This is a genomic window from Marinobacter sp. SS5-14b (assembly GCF_030541005.1).
GTDB lineage: Bacteria > Pseudomonadota > Gammaproteobacteria > Pseudomonadales > Oleiphilaceae > Marinobacter.
The window spans coordinates 14,906-33,460 of sequence record NZ_JASSVM010000002.1 but is presented as its reverse complement, the minus strand read 5'-3'; the positions used below and the strand labels follow the sequence as shown (position 1 = coordinate 33,460).

The 18,555-nt window shown below is 56.9% G+C and carries 20 protein-coding genes; 16 read left to right on the top strand and 4 right to left on the bottom strand.

From position 1 onward, the window contains the following. Positions 1–183 precede the first annotated feature (183 nt). Complete coding sequence (locus QPL95_RS04220; RefSeq protein ID WP_303289759.1) at positions 184–1,362, top strand: fatty acid desaturase; 1,179 nt, start codon at positions 184–186, stop codon at positions 1,360–1,362. On the opposite strand, the gene rsmD is transcribed toward QPL95_RS04220, so the two are convergent. Further along, positions 1,346–1,981: a 16S rRNA (guanine(966)-N(2))-methyltransferase RsmD gene (gene rsmD / locus QPL95_RS04215; protein WP_303289758.1), complete on the bottom strand. Its 636-nt coding sequence runs from the start codon at positions 1,979–1,981 to the stop codon at positions 1,346–1,348. The two genes, QPL95_RS04220 and rsmD, sit on opposite strands and share 17 nt — an antisense overlap. Positions 1,982–2,141: 160 nt before the next feature. On the opposite strand from rsmD, the gene ftsY reads away from it, so the two are divergent. The 8 genes from ftsY (at position 2,142) to QPL95_RS04175 (ending at position 10,341) form a co-directional block, all read left to right on the top strand. Then, complete coding sequence (gene ftsY, locus QPL95_RS04210; RefSeq protein ID WP_303289757.1) at positions 2,142–3,356, top strand: signal recognition particle-docking protein FtsY; 1,215 nt, start codon at positions 2,142–2,144, stop codon at positions 3,354–3,356. Positions 3,357–3,384: 28 nt separating this feature from the next. Continuing rightward, positions 3,385–4,077: a cell division ATP-binding protein FtsE gene (gene ftsE, locus QPL95_RS04205; protein WP_303289756.1), complete on the top strand. Its 693-nt coding sequence runs from the start codon at positions 3,385–3,387 to the stop codon at positions 4,075–4,077. Next, a complete protein-coding gene (gene ftsX, locus QPL95_RS04200) occupies positions 4,067–5,074 on the top strand; it encodes a permease-like cell division protein FtsX (protein ID WP_368389731.1) in 1,008 nt (335 codons plus the stop codon). The genes ftsE and ftsX overlap by 11 nt, the downstream gene beginning before the upstream one ends. Before the next feature lie 204 nt (positions 5,075–5,278). Next, on the top strand, positions 5,279–6,139 hold the full coding sequence (gene rpoH / locus QPL95_RS04195; RefSeq protein ID WP_303289754.1) for an RNA polymerase sigma factor RpoH: 861 nt from the start codon (positions 5,279–5,281) through the stop codon (positions 6,137–6,139). Between the two features lie 238 nt (positions 6,140–6,377). Next, complete coding sequence (locus QPL95_RS04190; RefSeq protein WP_303289753.1) at positions 6,378–7,292, top strand: NAD(P)-dependent oxidoreductase; 915 nt, start codon at positions 6,378–6,380, stop codon at positions 7,290–7,292. A 19-nt stretch (positions 7,293–7,311) separates the two neighbouring features. After that, a complete protein-coding gene (gene hyi, locus QPL95_RS04185) occupies positions 7,312–8,091 on the top strand; it encodes a hydroxypyruvate isomerase (RefSeq protein ID WP_303289752.1) in 780 nt (259 codons plus the stop codon). Between the two features lie 104 nt (positions 8,092–8,195). Beyond that, entirely contained in the window at positions 8,196–8,876 is a 681-nt protein-coding gene (locus QPL95_RS04180) for a response regulator transcription factor (protein WP_303289751.1), read from the top strand. Continuing rightward, complete coding sequence (locus QPL95_RS04175; RefSeq protein ID WP_303289750.1) at positions 8,863–10,341, top strand: HAMP domain-containing sensor histidine kinase; 1,479 nt, start codon at positions 8,863–8,865, stop codon at positions 10,339–10,341. Before QPL95_RS04180 ends, QPL95_RS04175 begins: the two co-directional genes overlap by 14 nt. 2 nt (positions 10,342–10,343) lie before the next feature. On the opposite strand, the gene QPL95_RS04170 is transcribed toward QPL95_RS04175, so the two are convergent. Beyond that, positions 10,344–10,625, bottom strand: a complete 282-nt coding sequence (locus QPL95_RS04170) for a hypothetical protein (RefSeq protein ID WP_303289749.1) — start codon at positions 10,623–10,625, stop codon at positions 10,344–10,346. A 295-nt stretch (positions 10,626–10,920) separates the two neighbouring features. Here QPL95_RS04170 and greB point away from each other — a divergent pair, with 295 nt between their 5' ends. Beyond that, on the top strand, positions 10,921–11,436 hold the full coding sequence (greB, locus tag QPL95_RS04165) for a transcription elongation factor GreB (protein ID WP_303289748.1): 516 nt from the start codon (positions 10,921–10,923) through the stop codon (positions 11,434–11,436). Positions 11,437–11,618: 182 nt separating this feature from the next. Beyond that, positions 11,619–12,014, top strand: coding sequence for a hypothetical protein (locus QPL95_RS04160; RefSeq protein ID WP_303290380.1), 396 nt, complete (start codon positions 11,619–11,621; stop codon positions 12,012–12,014). A 12-nt stretch (positions 12,015–12,026) separates the two neighbouring features. On the opposite strand, the gene QPL95_RS04155 is transcribed toward QPL95_RS04160, so the two are convergent. Both QPL95_RS04155 and QPL95_RS04150 read right to left on the bottom strand, forming a co-directional pair. Further along, a complete protein-coding gene (locus QPL95_RS04155) occupies positions 12,027–12,338 on the bottom strand; it encodes a site-specific integrase (protein WP_303289747.1) in 312 nt (103 codons plus the stop codon). Positions 12,339–12,484: 146 nt separating this feature from the next. Then, entirely contained in the window at positions 12,485–12,745 is a 261-nt protein-coding gene (locus tag QPL95_RS04150; RefSeq protein ID WP_303289746.1) for an acyl-CoA-binding protein, read from the bottom strand. A 271-nt stretch (positions 12,746–13,016) separates the two neighbouring features. Between QPL95_RS04150 and tssB the strand changes: the two genes are divergently transcribed. From tssB to tssG, 5 genes are all read left to right on the top strand, one after another. Further along, positions 13,017–13,514, top strand: a complete 498-nt coding sequence (gene tssB, locus QPL95_RS04145; protein WP_303289745.1) for a type VI secretion system contractile sheath small subunit — start codon at positions 13,017–13,019, stop codon at positions 13,512–13,514. Positions 13,515–13,575: 61 nt separating this feature from the next. Continuing rightward, a complete protein-coding gene (tssC, locus tag QPL95_RS04140; protein ID WP_303289744.1) occupies positions 13,576–15,057 on the top strand; it encodes a type VI secretion system contractile sheath large subunit in 1,482 nt (493 codons plus the stop codon). Positions 15,058–15,060: 3 nt separating this feature from the next. Then, complete coding sequence (tssE, locus tag QPL95_RS04135; RefSeq protein WP_044388985.1) at positions 15,061–15,498, top strand: type VI secretion system baseplate subunit TssE; 438 nt, start codon at positions 15,061–15,063, stop codon at positions 15,496–15,498. Between the two features lie 301 nt (positions 15,499–15,799). Next, complete coding sequence (tssF, locus tag QPL95_RS04130; RefSeq protein ID WP_303289743.1) at positions 15,800–17,572, top strand: type VI secretion system baseplate subunit TssF; 1,773 nt, start codon at positions 15,800–15,802, stop codon at positions 17,570–17,572. Continuing rightward, entirely contained in the window at positions 17,536–18,552 is a 1,017-nt protein-coding gene (gene tssG / locus QPL95_RS04125; RefSeq protein ID WP_303289742.1) for a type VI secretion system baseplate subunit TssG, read from the top strand. The genes tssF and tssG overlap by 37 nt, the downstream gene beginning before the upstream one ends. The last annotated feature ends 3 nt before the right edge of the window (positions 18,553–18,555 follow it).

Genomic DNA, 18,555 nt, shown 5'->3' with positions numbered 1-18,555 from the left:
GAGCCTCCGCAATTAACGGGTTTCAGAGCGTTCAAGTGTAATCAGTAACAAAAAGTCAGCCAAACACTGTTGTTCAGGCGTACAGCTGTAAGCTAAAGTGGTTTTGGATAACCCGCCTTCGAGTGCCAGCGAAACCCCAAGCCGTATCGCCTTTCGAAGATGATTGATTTTTGAGGATAATTTATGTGGTTTAACGGTCTGCTGGACCTTTCTGTATGGCAACTGATTGCAGCTGCTCTGGTGATGACGCACATCACAATTGTCAGCGTTACCCTTTACCTGCATCGCCACTCGGCCCACAACGCGCTGGACCTGCATCCGGTACTCAAGCATTTTTTCCGTTTCTGGTTATGGCTGAGCACCGCGACGAACACCAAAGAATGGACCGCTATCCATCGCAAGCATCACGCCAAGTGTGAAACCGAAGACGACCCCCACAGCCCGGTTGTTCTGGGTATTCGCAAGGTGCTTCTGGAAGGTGCCGAGCTTTATGCTGCATCGGCAACACCTGAAACGCTTGAGCGTTACGGTCAGCGTACGCCGGACGACTGGCTGGAACGTAACCTGTATACCCCGCACAAATTCCTGGGCATCACACTGATGGCGGTCATCGATCTGATGCTGTTCGGTGTTAACGGTATCTGGATCTGGGCCGTGCAGATGATCTGGATTCCGGTCTGGGCGGCCGGCGTGGTTAACGGTATTGGCCATTATCTCGGTTACCGTAATTACGAATGTGCCGATAACGCGCGCAACATTTCGCCACTGGGCATTCTGATTGGCGGTGAGGAGCTGCATAACAATCACCACACCTATCCGAACTCAGCCAAGCTTTCGCGCCGTTGGTATGAGGTGGATATTGGTTGGGGTTACATTCGTCTATTCCAGTTGTTTGGCATGGCGACCCCCAAGGGCTATCGGCCAATCGCCCACTATGTTCCGGGTAAACAGGAAGTGGATGTCGAAACCGTACAGGCGATTGCCAACAGTCGCTTTGACATCATGCGCCAGTATCGCAAGCGAGTAATGGAGCCGGTGCTGCGCCAGCAGCGGGCTATGATGGATGATGAGATCCGCCCGCGTTATCGGAAGCTGAAACAGCTGCTTTATCGGGAAGTCACCCTGATCAAGCCCCGTGAAAAAGTGCACCTGGAGACAGTGCTGGAGCGCCACGAAATTCTGCGCCAGATCTATGAGAAAAATCAGGAGCTACAGGCCTTGTGGCGCAAGCGCGGGCTGAAACCTCAGGAAAAATTGCAGGCACTGCTGGAGTGGTGTAAAGACGCCGAAGCGAGCGGTATTCGTTATCTGGAGGAGTTTTCGGCCCATCTGCGAGCCTACTCACTCAGGCCTGCTGCCTAGTGTCCCCGGAGTCGACTCGATAAAGACTGTAAGCGACTTGCCCTGCCGTCTTTTGTCGATGCAGTTGCCACCCGGCCGGAACCGGTGGGGTGGCCAGCTCACTTTCATGTTCAACGTACACCCAGCCCTGCGGCTTGAGCCATTGCCCTGACTCCAGCAAAGCAAACAGCTTTTCTAGCCATCCCTGCCGGAATGGCGGATCCATAAAGACAATGTCGAAGGGCGCGCGCTGGCGTTCGCTCAAATAGCGCAGGATGTCCTGGCAGACGACGGTACCCTTGTCTGATTTCAACAGCTGCAGGTTGTCCCGAAGCGCCTGGGCCAGTGCGGGCGTGTGATCCACCAGCGTTGCGTGCGCTGCACCGCGTGAAAGAGCCTCCAGTCCCAGCGCACCAGATCCGGCAAACAGGTCGAGGCAGTCACTGCCTGGAAGTTGGTAATTCAGCCAGTTGAACAGAGTTTCCCGGGTTCTCGCCGGGCTGGGCCGCACACCTCCAGCATCTGGAAAGCGCAGTTTTCGGCTGCGCCAGTCGCCACCGATGATGCGCAGCTCGCCACTACCCGCTTGTTGGCTTTTTCTGGGGACGGGTTTTCCTGAGGCTGGTCTGCGTTTCGCCATGGGCTTGTTCCGGAGTGCTGAACGGGTTGAAGTCAGGTTGCCCATAGTACCGGAAAGCCGGCTTAAGGCGATAATCCGGCAGCCCCTCACTTAGTGCCGGCAGTCTGCTAGAATGTGCGCTTAATTTTCGCCCGCCTATTTTCAGACAGATGGTAAGACTATGACGGCAGAGTGGATTTCAATCGGCCTGTTGGCCCTTCTTGTCCTGTTCTTTTTGTTGGATATTGCCGGCAACCGGAAACGAGTGCCGCGCCCGAAGCAGGTGCCACAGCGCAAACCTGAGGTTGCCAGAGGGCCGGCGCCGGCCGCACCACAGGTACCAGAGCAAAAGGCTCCGGAGCCGGCCGTAGAGGTTGAACCGGAAGTGGTCACCGGAGCCGGTGAGCCGGTGCTGGATGTCGCACCTGAGGTTGTCCCGGAGCCGGTGACTGAGCCGGCGCCCGAACCCGAATCACCGGTCAGCGTTTTTGAGCGCATCAAGAAAGGCCTGGGTAAAACCCGTGCCAGCCTGACTGGCGGTCTTGCGGACCTGTTCTCCGTAGGCAAGAAAATCGATGAAGATCTGCTGGAAGAGATCGAAACCACCTTGCTGATGGCGGATGTCGGGGTAACAGCAACCTCCGAGATCATTGACGCCCTGACCGACAAGCTTGAGCGCAATCAGCTGAAAGATGGCGCTGCTCTTCGCCAGGCCCTGAGGGATCAGTTGCACGGTTTGCTGAAAGATGTGACCAAACCACTGGAGATTGACGCAACCAGGCAGCCCTACGTGATCTTGATGGTGGGGGTAAACGGTGTTGGCAAGACCACCACCATCGGCAAACTGACGCGCAAGTTCCAGAGCGAAGGTAAATCAGTCATGTTGGCAGCCGGTGATACGTTCCGGGCGGCGGCGGTTGAGCAGCTGCAGGTGTGGGGTGAGCGGAATGATGTGCCGGTTATTGCACAACATACCGGCGCGGACAGTGCATCGGTTATTTTCGACGCCATCCAGTCGGCGAAAGCTCGTGGTACCGATATTGTGATTGCTGATACGGCCGGCCGTCTGCAGAACAAAGACAACCTGATGAATGAGCTGACCAAAGTTGTCCGGGTGATGAAAAAGCTGGATGAGGCTGCGCCCCATGAAGTCATGCTGGTGCTGGACGCTGGAACCGGCCAGAACGCCCTGAGCCAGGCCCAGGTATTCCAGCAGGCTGTTGGTGTGTCGGGTATTACTCTGACGAAACTGGACGGAACGGCAAAAGGCGGTATTGTCTTTGCCATCGCCCGTCAGCTGCAGCTGCCCATCCGCTACATCGGCGTGGGTGAGCAGGCCGAAGATCTGCGCAGTTTTGATGCCGAAACCTTTGTCGATGCCCTGTTCGACGATTGACGGACGGGCTCAGGAGCTATAAATCCAGATGATCGAGTTTCGCCAGGTCACCAAACGTTACGACAGCGACCACACCGCTCTGCGCCAGGTGAACTTTCATCTGGACCGGGGTGAGCTGGCGTTTCTGACAGGCCACTCCGGAGCCGGGAAAAGTACTCTGCTGAAGCTGATCATGGTTATGGAAAGACCGACCGCCGGCGAAGTTGTAGTGGGTGGTCAGCGTCTGAACAGCTTGCCGAAACGCCAGATTCCCTACATACGCCGGCACATCGGTGTGGTGTTTCAGAATCACCAGCTGTTGTTTGACCGCACGGTGTTCGACAACGTGGCCATGCCTTTGGAAGTGATGGGTGCATCACCACGGGATATTGGCCGGCGAGTGCGGGCTGCGCTGGACAAAGTAGGCCTGCTGAGTAAAGAGAAAATGAACCCGATGCAGTTATCCGGGGGTGAGCAGCAACGTGTGGGTATTGCCCGGGCTGTCGTAAACAAACCGCCGGTGCTGCTGGCGGATGAGCCCACCGGTAACCTGGATCCGGAACTGTCTGCCGACATCATGCAGCTGTTTACCGAGTTCAGCCAGGTTGGGGTCACGGTGCTGATCGCCACCCACGATATCGCACTGATTAACGAGATGGGTCGCCGGCGCCTGACGCTGGATCATGGTGAACTGGTTGTCGGTGGTGATCGCCCTCTGGCGGGAGGTGCCGGTGGCCATTGATTCGAAATCGAAGGCGGATAACCGCAGGGGTGCGGCGAAACAGGCAAAGTCCCCTTTGAACAGCCAGGCCAGAAGTTATCTGGACCATCACCGAAAGGTGGCTCGGGAATCCGCACGTCGGCTTTTGAAGACCCCGGTGGCCAGCCTGATGACCTGGACGGTGATGGGCGTTGCGCTGGCTTTGCCGGTCGCGCTGCTGCTGTTGCTGGGCAGCTTGCAGGGTGTCAGCGCCGGGTGGGAGAGCAGCGCCCGGATAACGTCCTATCTGGCTATGGATCTGTCCGTTGAACAGGCCTCGGAGTTGTCGGATGAGGTGGCCCGCGATGGCCGGATCACGTCGGTCCAGTTGGTAGCGCGTGATCAGGCGCTGGCGGAGTTTCGGGCATCGTCTGGGCTGGGTGAAGCGCTGGACTTTCTGGGTGATAACCCGCTGCCCCATACGCTGCTTATCACACCTCAGGACAGTGCGCGTTCTGCGGAAGGCGTTCAGGCCCTGGTGACTTATATTGAAGGTATCGATGGCATCGAGCGGGTTCAGGTCGATCTCGGTTGGTTGCAACGCCTGAACGCTATGACGGATATTCTGGCCAGAGCTGTCTGGGCGTTGGCCATACTGCTGGGCGCAGCGGTTATTCTGGTGATTGGCAATACGGTGCGGCTCGCCATCGAAAACCGTCGTGATGAAATACTGGTGGCAAAGCTTGTGGGCGGCACAGACGCTTTCGTGCGCCGGCCTTTCCTGTATGCCGGTGCCTGGTTCGGGTTGGGCGGCGGTGTTGTGGCCTGGTTATTGATTCAGGCGTCATTATGGTGGTTGAGCGGCCCGATCGAACGGCTTGCAGGCCTGTATCGCAGTGAATTTTCGCTACAAGGTCCCGGCTTCGAGGGGGCGCTGGCATTGATTATCGTCGCAATGCTGTTAGGCTGGCTGGGCGCTTGGGTTGCGGTTAAGCGTCATCTGGATGACATAGATCCGGGTGATATTGCAGGTGGATGATCCCGATAACGGGAACACCGTATTGTATAAGAGGCTTGTTCTGGCGTAGGTTAAGCTTCGTGAGTGAATGTCAGAAAAGCAAAGTGAATCTTCCAGGTTGTTGATTGATAACGGGTTACTGGGATTTTCGGGAACTTATCAGGTGCTTGGCGGTCTTACAGTTAGTTGATATATTTTATGATCGTCAGGTTCGGAGGCTAATGCATGGGTACGAGTTTACAGCTGGCTGACAGACTGGTTCCGGGTGCGAATCTTGAATCGTATATTCAGGCGGCGAGCCGCATTCCGATTCTCTCCGTGGATGAGGAGCGGGAGCTTGCAGAGCGGCTCCACTACGATGGCGATGTCGAAGCTGCTCGGCAGCTGGTGCTGTCTCACCTGCGATTTGTCATTCACATTGCCCGCAGCTATTCCGGTTACGGTCTGGCTCAGTCGGATCTGATCCAGGAAGGCAATGTCGGGTTGATGAAGGCGGTGAAGCGCTTCAATCCGGAATATGGGGTGCGTCTGGTTTCGTTTGCGGTGCACTGGATCAAAGCAGAAATCCACGAGTTCATTTTACGCAACTGGCGCATTGTGAAGGTGGCGACGACCAAGGCTCAGCGAAAGCTGTTCTTCAATCTGCGCAGTCAGAAGAAGAAGCTGGCCTGGCTGAATCACAACGAGCTTGAAGCGGTCGCGAAGGATCTGGGTGTTGAACCCCGGGTGGTTCGGGAAATGGAAGGTCGTTTAGCGTCGCACGATACGTCGTTTGATGGTCCAATGGACGATGATGACGACAGTGCGTACCAGGCGCCGGCTCACTATCTGGAAGATCGCCGGGGTGACCCTGCGGTACAGCTGGAGAATTCCGACTGGTCGGAGGATTCCAATGGTCGGTTGATGCAGGCCCTTGGGACGCTGGATGAGCGCAGTCAGGATATTCTGCGGGAGCGCTGGCTGACCGGCAGCAAGTCGACACTGCATGAGTTGGCGGACAAGTACGGCGTGTCTGCCGAGCGAATTCGGCAGCTGGAAAAAAATGCGATGAACAAGATCAAGGCACAGATGGTCGAAGTGGCCTGATCCAGGTTGTCAGCCTGAGCTTAAAACGCCACCACCGTTCGCGGTTGGTGGCGTTTTTGTTTGTATAATGGCGCAACCTTCACGACATCAAACATCCGGGCTCAAGCGCGTGGGCGGCCTGTTCCAAAACACGCTGTGGATACGTCCTTGTACGCTCTGCTCCGCCATCCATGGCTCCGCAAGGTTTTGGAACAGGCCGCCCACGCGCTTCCTCTGACTTTGGAGTGGGATTCTAAAAATGACTGACAAGTTTCCTCGTATTGCCTTTCTTGGTATTGGCCTGATGGGCGCGCCAATGACCCGCAACCTGCTGAATGCCGGTTATCCCATGACCCTGTGGAACCGGACGGTCAGCAAGTGTGAGCCCTTTGCCGGACAAGTAACCATTGCCGCTTCACCGGCTGACGCGGTGGCTGAGGCCGATGTGGTGATCACCATGTTGGAAAATGGTGAGGTGGTTGAAGATGTGATGGTGGCTCAGGGCGCAATGGCGGCCCTGAAGCCCGGCACCTTGGTGATCGATATGAGTTCGGTGCCGCCGTCGCTGGCTCGGCGTCATGCTGAGTTGGCCGGGGAGCGCGGTGCGGGTTATGTGGATGCGCCGGTGTCTGGGGGTACCTTGGGGGCTACTGAAGCCCGGTTGAGTATTATGGCGGGTGGCTCGGAGTCTGATGTCGAAAGAGCTCGGCCTATTTTCAGTGTGTTGGGTAAGTGCACCCGCATCGGGCCGGTTGGTGCCGGGCAGTTGGCGAAGCTGGCAAATCAGGCGATTGTCGGGATTACCATTGGTGCGGTGTCTGAGGCGTTGCTTCTGGCGGCCAGGGGTGGAGCTGATCCTGCTGCCGTCAGGGAGGCGCTGATGGGTGGGTTTGCCAGCAGCCGGATTCTGGAGTTGCATGGCCAGCGAATGATTTACCGGGATTTTGCTCCCGGCGCGCCCGCGCGGATTCAGCTGAAGGATATGCGGATGATTCTGGATGAGGCACGGGCTGAAGGCTTGACGCTGCCGTTGGCTCAGCAGGTTCATAACGGGTATTTGTCGCTGGTGGCTAACGGACACAGCGATGTGGATCACAGCGGGCTGTTGTTGGAGTTGGAGCATCTCAATGGTGCATTGATGGGTTCTCTGGGTCGTGGGCCCAGGGATTATTAGTTTAAAGCAGGAGATTGCCATGCCCCGTTTTGCGGCCAACTTGTCAATGTTGTTCACCGAGGTGCCGTTTCTCGAGCGTTTTGCCAAGGCTCGGGTAGCGGGTTTTAGTGGGGTTGAGTACCTGTTCCCCTATGAGTGGCGGGCAGCGGAGATTGCGGCTGAGTTGACGGCGAATGGGCTGTCACAGGTGTTGTTCAATCTGCCACCGGGAGACTGGCAGGCAGGGGAACGGGGTATCGCGTGTTTGCCGGATCGAGTTGAGGAGTTCCGGGCGGGTGTGGATCAAGGGATCGCCTATGCTCAGGCTCTGGGCTGCAAGCAGCTGAATTGTCTGGCGGGTATCAAGCCTGAAGCGCTGAGTGAGCAAGAGGCCTGGGACACGTTATTGGCCAATGTTCAGTATGCCGCCGACCGCCTCTCCGAGGCGGGCCTGGTGTTGTGCCTGGAGGCCATTAACTCCCGGGTGGATATGCCCGGCTTCATGCTGGATACCACCGGTAAAGTGATGGCCCTGATTGAAGCCGTGGATTCGGACAATGTGCGCCTGCAGTACGATATTTATCACATGCAGATTATGGAAGGGGATCTGATCCGTTCCATCGAATGCCTGCTGCCCTGGATTGGGCATATCCAGTTTGCGGATAATCCGGGCCGGCAGGAGCCGGGTACTGGCGAGATTAACTTTGTTAATGTTTTCTCAGCGCTTGATCGAATGACCTATGACGGCTGGGTGAGCGCTGAATACAGGCCTTCGGCGATGACCGAAGATTCCCTGGGCTGGTTCAAAGCAAGAGTTTGACCGTCGTCATAGGCGACACCCTCTTACAAGATCGTAACTGGCTCGGTCTGACGGTTATTCGTAACCTTACAGGTAATGTAATCCGCTATCAGGAGGAGTCACCGGTGAAAGCGCTGGTAATCGAAGACGATCAGGATGTAGCAAGTTACCTGGTGAAGGGGCTGAAAGAATCCGACTTCGTGGTGGATCATGCCGCCGACGGCAAGGAAGGCATGATGATGGCGGCGAGTGAAGAATACGACATCATGATCGTCGACCGCATGTTGCCGGGGATGGACGGCCTTTCCATCATCAAGACCGTGCGCGCAACGGGTAATCAGACCCCCGTTCTCATTCTCAGTGCGCTGGGTGATGTGGACGACCGGGTGGAAGGTTTGAGGGGTGGTGGTGATGATTACCTCACCAAGCCGTTTTCCTTCACCGAACTGTTGGCCCGGATCGAGTCGTTGATCCGCCGTAACCGCCAGGCGGCGGAAACCGAAACGGTTCTTAAAGTGGCGGATCTTGAAATGGATCTGCTGGCCCGTACCGTCAAACGCTCTGGCCAGAACATTGATGTACAGCCAAGGGAATTCCGGTTGCTGGAATATTTGATGCGCAATGCCGGTCAGGTGGTTACACGGACCATGCTGCTGGAAAAGGTCTGGGACTACCACTTTGACCCCCAAACCAACGTGATCGACGTGCACATCAGCCGTCTGCGCGCCAAGATCGACAAGGAATTCGATACGCCCTTGCTGCAGACTGTGCGGGGTGCGGGATACATGTTGCGTGAAACTGCTTAGTCAGCTCAGAACATCTTCCTTCCAGCTGGCCCTGCTGTATATGGTGGTGTTTGCCACCTCGGTATTCTTGCTGCTCGCTTTCATATACTGGCGCACTGCCGGGTTTATGACTGCTCAGACAGACGAAACCATCGAAGCGGAAATCGCGGGCCTGGCGGAGCAGTATCGAGGCCGTGGGGTGAACGGCCTCATCACCATCATTCGGGAGCGGGTCGCCCGCGACCCCAATGCCAGGTCTGTCTATCTGCTCACTACGGACGATTTTCTGAAGCTGGCGGGAAATATCGAAACCTGGCCGGAAGGGAGTCGGACATCCGACAGTGGCTGGATCAACTTTACGCTGGACCCAGCCATCGGCTGGCAGGGACCGGAGAGGCTTGCACGTGCCCGCATCTTTGACGTGCAGGGCGGGCTGAGGCTGCTGGTCGGGCGGGATGTGGATGACCTGACCAACCTGAAGCGGGTGATTGAAGCGGCCATCAACTGGGGCATGGGCATTACCCTGGCACTGGCCTTGCTCGGTGGTTTTCTGATGAGCCGAAGCACAACCCGGCGCATCGAAGTGATCAATAACACCTCCCGCCGCATCATGAATGGCCACCTGTCGCTCAGAATTCCCACCCGCGGCACTGAAGATGATTTTGATCAGCTCGCCGAGAACCTGAACCAGATGCTGGACCGGATTGTGTATCTGATGGAAGGCATCCGGCACGTTTCTGACAGCATCGCCCACGACCTGCGGACGCCCCTCACCCGACTCCGCAATCAGCTGGAAAGAACCCTGATAGCCGTTGATAACGACGAGGCCCGCGAGCAGGTAGGTCGCGCTGTTTCCGAAGCCGATCAATTGCTGGCAACGTTTAACGCCCTGCTGCGGATTGCGCGCCTGGAAACTCGTGGTAATTCGGCGGATATGAAGGTGGTGTCTCTGGACGAACTGGTCAGCGATGCCTGCGAACTCTATGAAGCGCTGGCCGAGGATAAAGAGCAGAACTTCAGCCAGTCTCTGGAACCCGGCGTGATGATTGAAGGTGACAGGGATTTGCTGTTCCAGATGGTCAGCAACCTGATTGATAATGCGATCAAATACACCCCGGAACATGGCGCTATAACGGTGGCTGTCCGCAAGGAGGGTGTGAGTGCCGTTTTCGAGGTTCAGGATTCCGGGATAGGTATTCCTGACAGTGAGAAAGATCAGGTATTCCAGCGTTTTTACCGGGTCGGAAAAAGCCGTTCATTACCCGGTAACGGTCTTGGCCTGAGCCTGGTCAGTGCCGTGGCAGAAATCCATCAGGGTCAGATCCTGTTGCGGGATACCCATGCCGAGGGTGACATGCCGGGGCTGACAGTCGCGGTAAAAATGCCCGCGTTTACTGGCGTGCGTAAGCGCATAAAGGCCACTCAGGCTGAACTGGCCGTTGAGGCCGCGGATGAGAAGCGCTCACCCGCGGAGCATAATGCCTGACTTCAGTGGCTGGCGCGGAACCGGTTAACCTGCGCTCGCACGGGGCTCAGCAGAGCGTCGGCGCGCTCTTCAACCTGCTGGGTCAAGTGCTCGAACTGCGAGCGGCGACGATCAACCTTGGCTTGCAGGCTGTCCCATTCACCTTCCAGGTGCTTCTGCTCCGACATCACAAAGGCCGCAATGTTATGGCGGTTCAGCTTGCTGGTGATGCCCATGTCATCCAGACGGAAGCCAAGGCTATCAACACCTTCCAGCACCAGGCTCAAGATTTTTTGAGTGTTCATTTCAGAGTCTCCAACGGACGATTAATAGCGATTATGGATGGCAACGTAACGGTAGTCGCTAGAGTGTACAACCTAATTTGAGACAGTGGCTGTCACCGTGTTGTCTCTTGCAAAAAGGTAATTTGGTGGCCACGGCCGGGTAATACTTGTTATGCAAAATAGAGGGTGTAGATGAAGGGGCAGGCTGCAATACGCTTGCTTCTCCCTCCAGCACAGCGCTAGCCTTATACCCCGTGATCCACGGGGTTTTTTTATGCCTCAACATTTTCGAATCAGGCCGGACGCAAAAAATCAGATGGTGAAAACAACCACGACCCCGGGGCATGCTCCCCGCTACATTACGCCGGATGGCGAGAGGGCCCTGCGAGAAGAGCTCCAGTACCTGTGGAAAATCAAGCGGCCGGAAGTGACTCAGGCTGTACGCGAAGCTGCGGCGCAGGGTGATCGGTCCGAGAATGCCGAGTACATCTATGGAAAGAAGCAACTTCGGGAAATTGACCGAAGGGTTCGCTTTCTCAGTAAACGACTTGATGAGCTGACCGTGGTAGATCGCTTGCCCGATGACCGGAACCGCGTGTTCTTTGGTGCCTGGGTAACGGTCGAGGATGAAATCGGCGACGAGCAATCGTATCGGCTGGTCGGTGCCGATGAGTTCGATCTTGGTAAAGGGTACTTGAGCATTAATGCGCCCATGGCCAGAGCATTGGTCGGCAAACACCTGGATGATGAGGTTTCGGTAAAGACACCGGACGGTTGGAAAACCGTGGTCATCACGGGAATTCGCTACGAAGAGGCCCCGTCAGACAAGTGAAAATCGTCACAAAATCGTCTTTTACCTAAGCAAAGCGTCATTTTTGGCGATACACTGATCAAAAATTGTCACCCGGAAGGGTTGCGGACTCTTACTTCAGGATGAATGCCATGAGCGCCTCGAATCAGATCATCAGACTATCTACAGGGCAGCGCCTGTGGGCTGGCTGCGCCGGCCTGTTGATGGTTCTGGTTGCCTCAGCACCCGCACATGGCCAGTCGACAGACAGTGCGGCACCGGTCTTTGAATACGAAGAGCGTTCAACCATTGATACCATTCCTTTTCGCTCAATCGAGGAAGAGGTTCTGGCAAACACGGTCATTGAAGGTGGGCTTGCGGCCCCGGCAGCGGGTATTCCCGTGCAGCCGGCCAGAGATGATGATTTCTATCTCGACCCACTGGCGCTGCAGCCGAGAGACAGCCGGACGGATCTGGGTCGTTCAGAAATCCCTGTCGATATCCGTTTCGCCAACCCGAAAGTGATTCCCGGGCAGACACACAGCAATAACTACCTGATCCGCCCGCCTGAAAACCGCAGTTACGAAGCACTTAACGTCAATATGACGGAGCGTCGCTAACCGCTGGTCTGATCAGGCAGCGGCGGTGTTTGGCTGGGCAGGCTTGTCCAGTACGTCCTCATAGAAAAAAGCGAGCGCTTGCCTGGCCTGATTGAGCCTGGCTCGCGATACCCGTATTTTTTCATTCAGATAGCTCAGGAACTGAGTCTGGTCTTCTTCAGCCAGGCTGTCCGGGTCCTTCAGGCCGTGAAACAGCACAAAGCGACTGATCCAGTGCAGGTAGGTTTGCTCTGCTCGTTGATTAAGTTCGCGTTTGCGGATGGCTGCCTGAACCAGGCGAACCAGGCCAGGGCGAGATTGCTCCAGCGCCTCGGTAATGTTCATGGTATGAGTTCTTCCGAATGACTTGTTCTTGTTATGTTGCGCGCATCATATGACAAACGTTTGAACGGCGCAAAAATAAGCGAATCGGATAGGGTAGCTTAAAGCGGGGCATCCGCCGGCGCTCACCGGCGGATCAGTCGGAATGCTTACTTGAGGGATTCCAGCTTGTCGATGTACTTCTGCATCGCTTCGTCGCTGGACGTGCCTTTCAGCTTTTCCCAGGCGTCATACTTGGCGCGGCCGACAAAATCCATCATACCGGGGCGCTTGCCGGATACGTCACCTTCAGTGGCTTGTTTGTAAAGCGCGTAAAACTCCAGCTTCAGCTCATTGGAAGGTTTGAAATCACCGTCAGCGGTCTGAATGTAGTTTACGGATTCGTCGAATTTTGCTTTCAGGTCACTCATGCTCTGTCTCCTTGGTGTAAATGGTTGTCTCCTCTAAGGGTGTTGCGAGTATAGCCCTGGCCGGGCTTGTCGTCATTGACTGAAAGCGCGTTCTGGTTGGCCGCAGAGCGATCTGGCAAAAGTTTGCCCGACAGCACAGTTTGGGCAATTGCTGGCCAATTTTTGCTTGAGAATGCCAGGTCACCTGTGTAGAGTTTCGATCGTTGTCTGCCAGGACGGTAGCCACCAAGGATCGAATTACACTGCAAATGAATTGCACAGGGAGCACGCCATGTCTGCCAAAGACGGTTCTGTCGCGCCGAAAGAGCGCATCAATATCAAGTATGTCCCCGCTACCGGAGATCAGCAGGCTGAAACCGAACTGCCGCTGAAGATGTTCGTGGTTGGCGATTTCAAAGGCCATGCTGAAGAAACCCCCATCGAAGACCGCAAAGCCATTTCCGTTGACAAGAACAACTTCCGTTCGGTCATGAAGGAAGCTGGCCTGACCATGTCTACCACCGTGTCCAACAAGCTGGAAGAAACCGCCGATGACCTGCCGGTCAATCTGGAGTTCCAGGGTCTGGACGACTTTTCTCCGGACAGCATTGCCCGCCAGGTACCTGAACTGAAGCAACTGATCGAGTTGCGCGAAGCTCTGGTCGCTCTGAAAGGCCCGCTGGGTAACGTACCGTCTTTCCGCAGCAAGCTGCAGGAACTGCTCGACAACGACGGTGCCCGGGAAAAGCTGCTGGCCGAACTTGAACTGGCCACCGACGGCGGCGAGTAATCGCACCACCGGAACACGGTAACCAACACCGATTATCAATCACGTACTGAAGGGATGTGGTATGTCTGATACTGCTGTGCAGCAATCTGCTGCCTCCGAATCTGTAGCAGAAGGCTCCTTGCTCGACCAGGTCATGGCGAACAGCCGTATGGCACCGGCCGACGAAGGTTATGATGTTGCCCGTAAAGGCGTTGCAACCTTTATTGCCAACCTGCTGAAGAGCGACGAAAAAGGCCAGCCGGTCAACAAGGCCCTGGTCGACCAGATGGTGGTCGAGCTGGATCGCAAGATCAGCGCCCAGATGGATGAAATCCTGCACGCACCACAACTGCAGGAGCTGGAATCGTCCTGGCGCGGTCTGAAACTCATGGTAGACCGCACTGAATTCCGCGAGAACATCAAAGTCGACATCCTGCACGCCACCAAGCAGGAACTGCTGGAAGACTTTGAATTCGCGCCGGACGTGACCCAGACCGGCTTCTACAAGCACATTTACGCCGCAGAATACGGCCAGTTCGGTGGTGAGCCGGTGGGTGCCATCGTTGGCAACTACGCCTTCAGCCCATCAACGCCAGACATGAAGCTGCTGCAATACGTATCGTCTGTCGGCGCCATGTCCCACGCACCGTTCCTGTCGTCCGTTGCACCGTCCTTCTTTGGCGTCGACAGCTATCAGGAACTGCCGGCGATCAAAGAGCTGAGTGCCATCTTCGAAGGCCCGAAATACGCCAAGTGGCGTTCCCTGCGTGAATCCGAAGATGCCCGTTACCTGGGACTGGCGGCACCGCGCTTCCTGCTGCGGGTACCTTATGACCCGACCGAAAATCCGGTGCGCAGCTTCAACTACAAAGAGGAAGTATCGGGTGACCACGAGCATTACCTGTGGGGCAACACTGCCTATCTGCTGGCTACCCGCCTGACCGACAGCTTTGCCAAGTACCGCTGGTGCCCGAACATCATCGGCCCCCAGAGCGGTGGTGCGGTAGAAGACCTGCCGGTGCATACCTTTGAATCTTTCGGCCAGCTGGAAGCCAAGATTCCGACCGAAGTGCTGATCACCGACCGCCGCGAATACGAACTGGCGGAAGAGGGCTTCATCGCCCTGACTATGCGCAAAGGCAGCGACAACGCAGCCTTCTTCTCTGCCAACTCGGTGCAGAAGCCCAAGCAGTTCCCGAACACCAAAGAAGGCAAAGAAGCGGAAACCAACTACAAGTTGGGCACCCAGTTGCCGTACATGATGATCGTGAACCGCCTGGCCCACTACATCAAGGTTCTGCAGCGTGAGCAGATCGGCTCCTGGAAAGAACGCCAGGATCTGGAGCGTGAGCTCAACACCTGGATTCGCCAGTACGTGGCCGACCAGGAAAATCCACCGGCAGAAGTCCGCAGCCGTCGTCCGCTGCGCGCCGCCCGAGTGGAAGTCTCCGATGTTGAAGGCGATCCGGGCTGGTATCAGGTCTCCCTGGCCGTGCGTCCGCACTTCAAATACATGGGAGCCAACTTCGAACTCTCACTGGTTGGCCGTCTGGACAAGGATTAATCCGTGTTTGGCGACACCGGCACAGACGGCGTTCGCAATACGGGCAGCCTGTTTGAAAGACTGGAACAGGCCGCCGCCCCGGCGGGGCAAAGCATGGGCGAAGTGACCCATGTGGTGGAATCCATCAAACGCCATCTGGTACGCCTGCTGAATGCTCATCCGGGCAACAGCGCCAGCGTACCAGACCTGGGATTGCTGGATTTCAACGACGCCACCCTTGGTACTCACGACCTGAGTATCCAGATCCGGGGCTCCATCCGTCAGTGTATCGAGAAGTTCGAGCCCAGAGTTAAGCGAGTCGAGGTGCTGGCACTACCGCCAGGGCCAGACCCGCTGCAGTTGAAGTTCCAGGTGACGGTGTATCTGAGTGTCGCGGGAAGCGACGATCGGACCACGATTGACCTGGTATTGGATGACAAGCGGTATTACCGGGTTATCTGACTCGGGGGCTGGAGGGGTGGGGGACAATTTTCTTCTGGGAAAAAACAACTCGCTTCGCTCAGACATCTTTTTTCCCGGCAGAAAAGCATCCCCGCCCCCTCCGGCAAACCTGAGTGTTTGCGGTCCGGGTGACTTTGACGGCAAGTATGAGAGACGGGGTGTGGGTAGCCTTTCCAAAAGTGTGCGGAGCCATGGATGGCGGAGCTCAAGCGCCCCATGGATGGGCTCGAAGCGTCTTTTGGAAAGGCTACCCACATCCCGGCTCGGAGCCAGAATGGGCGAAGTAAAGGTGCAGTAAACAATGAAGTTGAACAGGTTCTACAGGGATGAGTTGAGCTTTTTGCGGCTGCAAGGCAGGGAATTTGCCGAAGCGCACCCGCAACTGACCCGCTTTTTATCCGAACAAAGCACCGACCCGGACGTCGAGCGCCTGCTCGAAGGCTTTGCCTTCCTGACCGGCAAACTCCGTGAAAAAGTCGAAGACGAATTCCCGGAGCTGACACACTCCCTGCTTAACATGCTTTGGCCGAACTACCTGCGGCCCGTGCCCAGCTGCACCATCATGCGCTTTGACCCGCAGTTGCATGCGATCAGTGAGCGCCAGACGGTAGAGCGACATACCGAAATCAAAAGCCGACCGCTAGGCGAACCCAGCCGGCAGACCCAGTGCCGGTTCCGAACCTGCCGGGCCGTGGACATCTTTCCGGTCAGCGTGGCCGATGCCCATGCCGAGCATTCCCGGGAAGTGTCTTCAGTGACCGTAGACCTGGCCCTGCACACCGACCAGCCCCTGAACAGTCTCGGCCTCGACAGCCTGCGCTTTTACCTGGGGGGCGATAACCACACCGCGGAAACCCTGTACCTGTGGCTGAACCACTACCTCAGCCGCATGGAACTGGTGATTGGCGGCAACGTGTACAGCCTGCCGTCATCGCTACTGCAGCCGGTCGGGTTTGCCACCGACGAAGCCATTCTTCCGTATCCGAAGAACGCCTACGCCGGTTACCGGATTATTCAGGAATACCTGAGTTTTCCGGAAGCCTTCCGGTTTGTCGATCTCGGTGGCCTGAAATCCCGACTGCCGGCAGTGCAGGCCGATGAAGTCAGCCTACGCTTTCACTTCAGCCGGATTTTGCCGCCGGATGCGCGGGTAACGCGAGACTCCCTGCAGCTTTACTGCACACCTGCCGTGAACTTGTTCAGCCACGAAGGCGAGCCTGTGGATCTGAACGGCCGCCAGACGGAATACCGTATTTCGCCGTCCAGCCGCTGCCCGGAGCACTTTGAAGTGTTCAGCATTGAACAGGTTGAAGGCTGGCTCGAGGGCCGTTCCGGACGGGGGGAGCCGCGGCTCTATACGGCCTTCGAAAGCTTTCAGCATGAAGTGGAGCGGGATCGTGGCCGCACCGCCCTTTACTACCGGGTACGCACCCGCGAGAGCGTGCGCGGTGATGGCTTTGATCACTACATTTCCTTTGTGCGTGGTGACGAATCCGAATGTATGAGCCGACAGGAAGCGGTCTCGCTGACCCTTACCTGCACCAACCGGCAACTGCCCCAGCAGCTGGCGGTGGGAGAGATTTGCATGGCGACAGAAACAACGCCGGCGTTTGCCTCGTTCAGCAACATCACCCGCCCGACCGCGACCTTGCGGCCGACCCTGGACGGCAGTCTGCTGTGGACACTGATTTCAAATTTGTCCCTGAACTACCTGTCGATGCTGGATGTGGATGCGCTGCGCACGGTGTTGCGGGTGTATGACTTCCGGGCACTGGTGGATCGCCAGGCCGAGCGCGTGTCGCAAAAGCGGTTGGCGGGTATCAGCGAAATCAGCACCCAGCCGGTGGACCGGATGGTCCGGGGGCTGCCGGTGCGGGGTATTCGCTCCGTTCTGAAGCTGGATCAGCAGAACTTTGGCAGCGAAGGCGACCTTTACTTGTTTGGCACTGTGTTGAGTCGGTTTTTTGCGCTTTACGCCAGTATTAACGCTTTTCACCAGCTGGAAGTGGTGAACACAGAGAATCAGGAACGCTACACATGGACGTTGCAGCAAGGTCAGCAGCCGCTGATGTAGTCGGGCTGGAACCCGTTCTCGGCGACGCAAAACGATACAGTTTTTTTCAGTTGGTGGATCTGATTCACCGGCACCACGGGGATGATCTGGAGCGGCCCGGCAGCAGCGAGCCCCGGCAGGAACGCATTCGATTTTCGGCCTCCGCCGGTCTGGGATTTCCGGGCAGCGATGTGGTCTCGGCCTTTTCGCCGGAGCACGAACACGCGCCCTACCAGATGGAAGTGAGTTTTCTGGGCTTGCACGGTTCCCAGTCGCCGCTGCCGGGTTATTACCTGGAAGATCTGGCCTGGGAAGCCGGCCAGAACCTGGGGGTGCGACGGCACTTTCTGGATTTCTTTAACCATCGGCTGGTGACCCTGTTCCACCGGGCCTGGCGCAAGTACCGCTATTACGTTCGGTTTCAGCCCGGTGCCAGCGATGGCTTCTCGGAATTGGTGTTCTCTCTGGTCGGACTGGGCGACAGCCGGCTGAGGGAGGCAACGCCGGTCAACTGGTCCAAGATGCTGGCCTACGCCGGTCAGATGGCGGGGCGTAGCCGGTCGCCGGAAGTGGTCAGTGGCATTGTGGCGCATTGTTTTGATCTGGACGACGTCAGCATCGAACAGTGGGTGCTGCGCAAAGTGGCCATCGCCAAAGATCAGCAAACCCGTTTGGGTCAGGCCAATGCCTGCCTGGGCCAGGACACGCTGCTGGGCGCAAGTATCCGGGACCGCAGCGGAAAATTCATTTTGCGGTTGCGCAATCTGAGCCGGCAACGGTTTGCGGATTTTCTGCCCAACGGTCGCGATCACGAGCGCCTGGTGAAGTTGGTGGAGTTTACTACTCGGGAGCAACTGGCCTATGACCTGGAGCTGCAGATGCGGCCCAAGGACATCCGCCCCATGCAACTCGGTGAGGACGTTCGCCTGGGCTGGAACTCTTTTGTGACACCCGACCGGGCCCGTGAACGCCCGGCTGTGCGAATCCAGATACGACGTTAAGGC

Excerpts from the sequence above, each read along its gene's own strand:
- tssF (WP_303289743.1), top strand. The coding sequence starts at position 15,800 with ATGAAGTTGAACAGGTTCTACAGGGATGAGTTGAGCTTTTTGCGGCTG.
- ftsY (WP_303289757.1), top strand. The coding sequence starts at position 2,142 with ATGACGGCAGAGTGGATTTCAATCGGCCTGTTGGCCCTTCTTGTCCTG.
- tssB (WP_303289745.1), top strand. The coding sequence starts at position 13,017 with ATGTCTGCCAAAGACGGTTCTGTCGCGCCGAAAGAGCGCATCAATATC.
- tssC (WP_303289744.1), top strand. The coding sequence starts at position 13,576 with ATGTCTGATACTGCTGTGCAGCAATCTGCTGCCTCCGAATCTGTAGCA.
- tssG (WP_303289742.1), top strand. The coding sequence starts at position 17,536 with ATGGACGTTGCAGCAAGGTCAGCAGCCGCTGATGTAGTCGGGCTGGAA.
- QPL95_RS04170 (WP_303289749.1), bottom strand. The coding sequence starts at position 10,625 with ATGAACACTCAAAAAATCTTGAGCCTGGTGCTGGAAGGTGTTGATAGC.
- ftsE (WP_303289756.1), top strand. The coding sequence starts at position 3,385 with ATGATCGAGTTTCGCCAGGTCACCAAACGTTACGACAGCGACCACACC.
- QPL95_RS04160 (WP_303290380.1), top strand. The coding sequence starts at position 11,619 with ATGGTTCTGGTTGCCTCAGCACCCGCACATGGCCAGTCGACAGACAGT.
- rpoH (WP_303289754.1), top strand. The coding sequence starts at position 5,279 with ATGGGTACGAGTTTACAGCTGGCTGACAGACTGGTTCCGGGTGCGAAT.
- QPL95_RS04150 (WP_303289746.1), bottom strand. The coding sequence starts at position 12,745 with ATGAGTGACCTGAAAGCAAAATTCGACGAATCCGTAAACTACATTCAG.
- QPL95_RS04220 (WP_303289759.1), top strand. The coding sequence starts at position 184 with ATGTGGTTTAACGGTCTGCTGGACCTTTCTGTATGGCAACTGATTGCA.
- rsmD (WP_303289758.1), bottom strand. The coding sequence starts at position 1,981 with ATGGCGAAACGCAGACCAGCCTCAGGAAAACCCGTCCCCAGAAAAAGC.
- greB (WP_303289748.1), top strand. The coding sequence starts at position 10,921 with ATGGTGAAAACAACCACGACCCCGGGGCATGCTCCCCGCTACATTACG.
- hyi (WP_303289752.1), top strand. The coding sequence starts at position 7,312 with ATGCCCCGTTTTGCGGCCAACTTGTCAATGTTGTTCACCGAGGTGCCG.
- QPL95_RS04190 (WP_303289753.1), top strand. The coding sequence starts at position 6,378 with ATGACTGACAAGTTTCCTCGTATTGCCTTTCTTGGTATTGGCCTGATG.
- QPL95_RS04155 (WP_303289747.1), bottom strand. The coding sequence starts at position 12,338 with ATGAACATTACCGAGGCGCTGGAGCAATCTCGCCCTGGCCTGGTTCGC.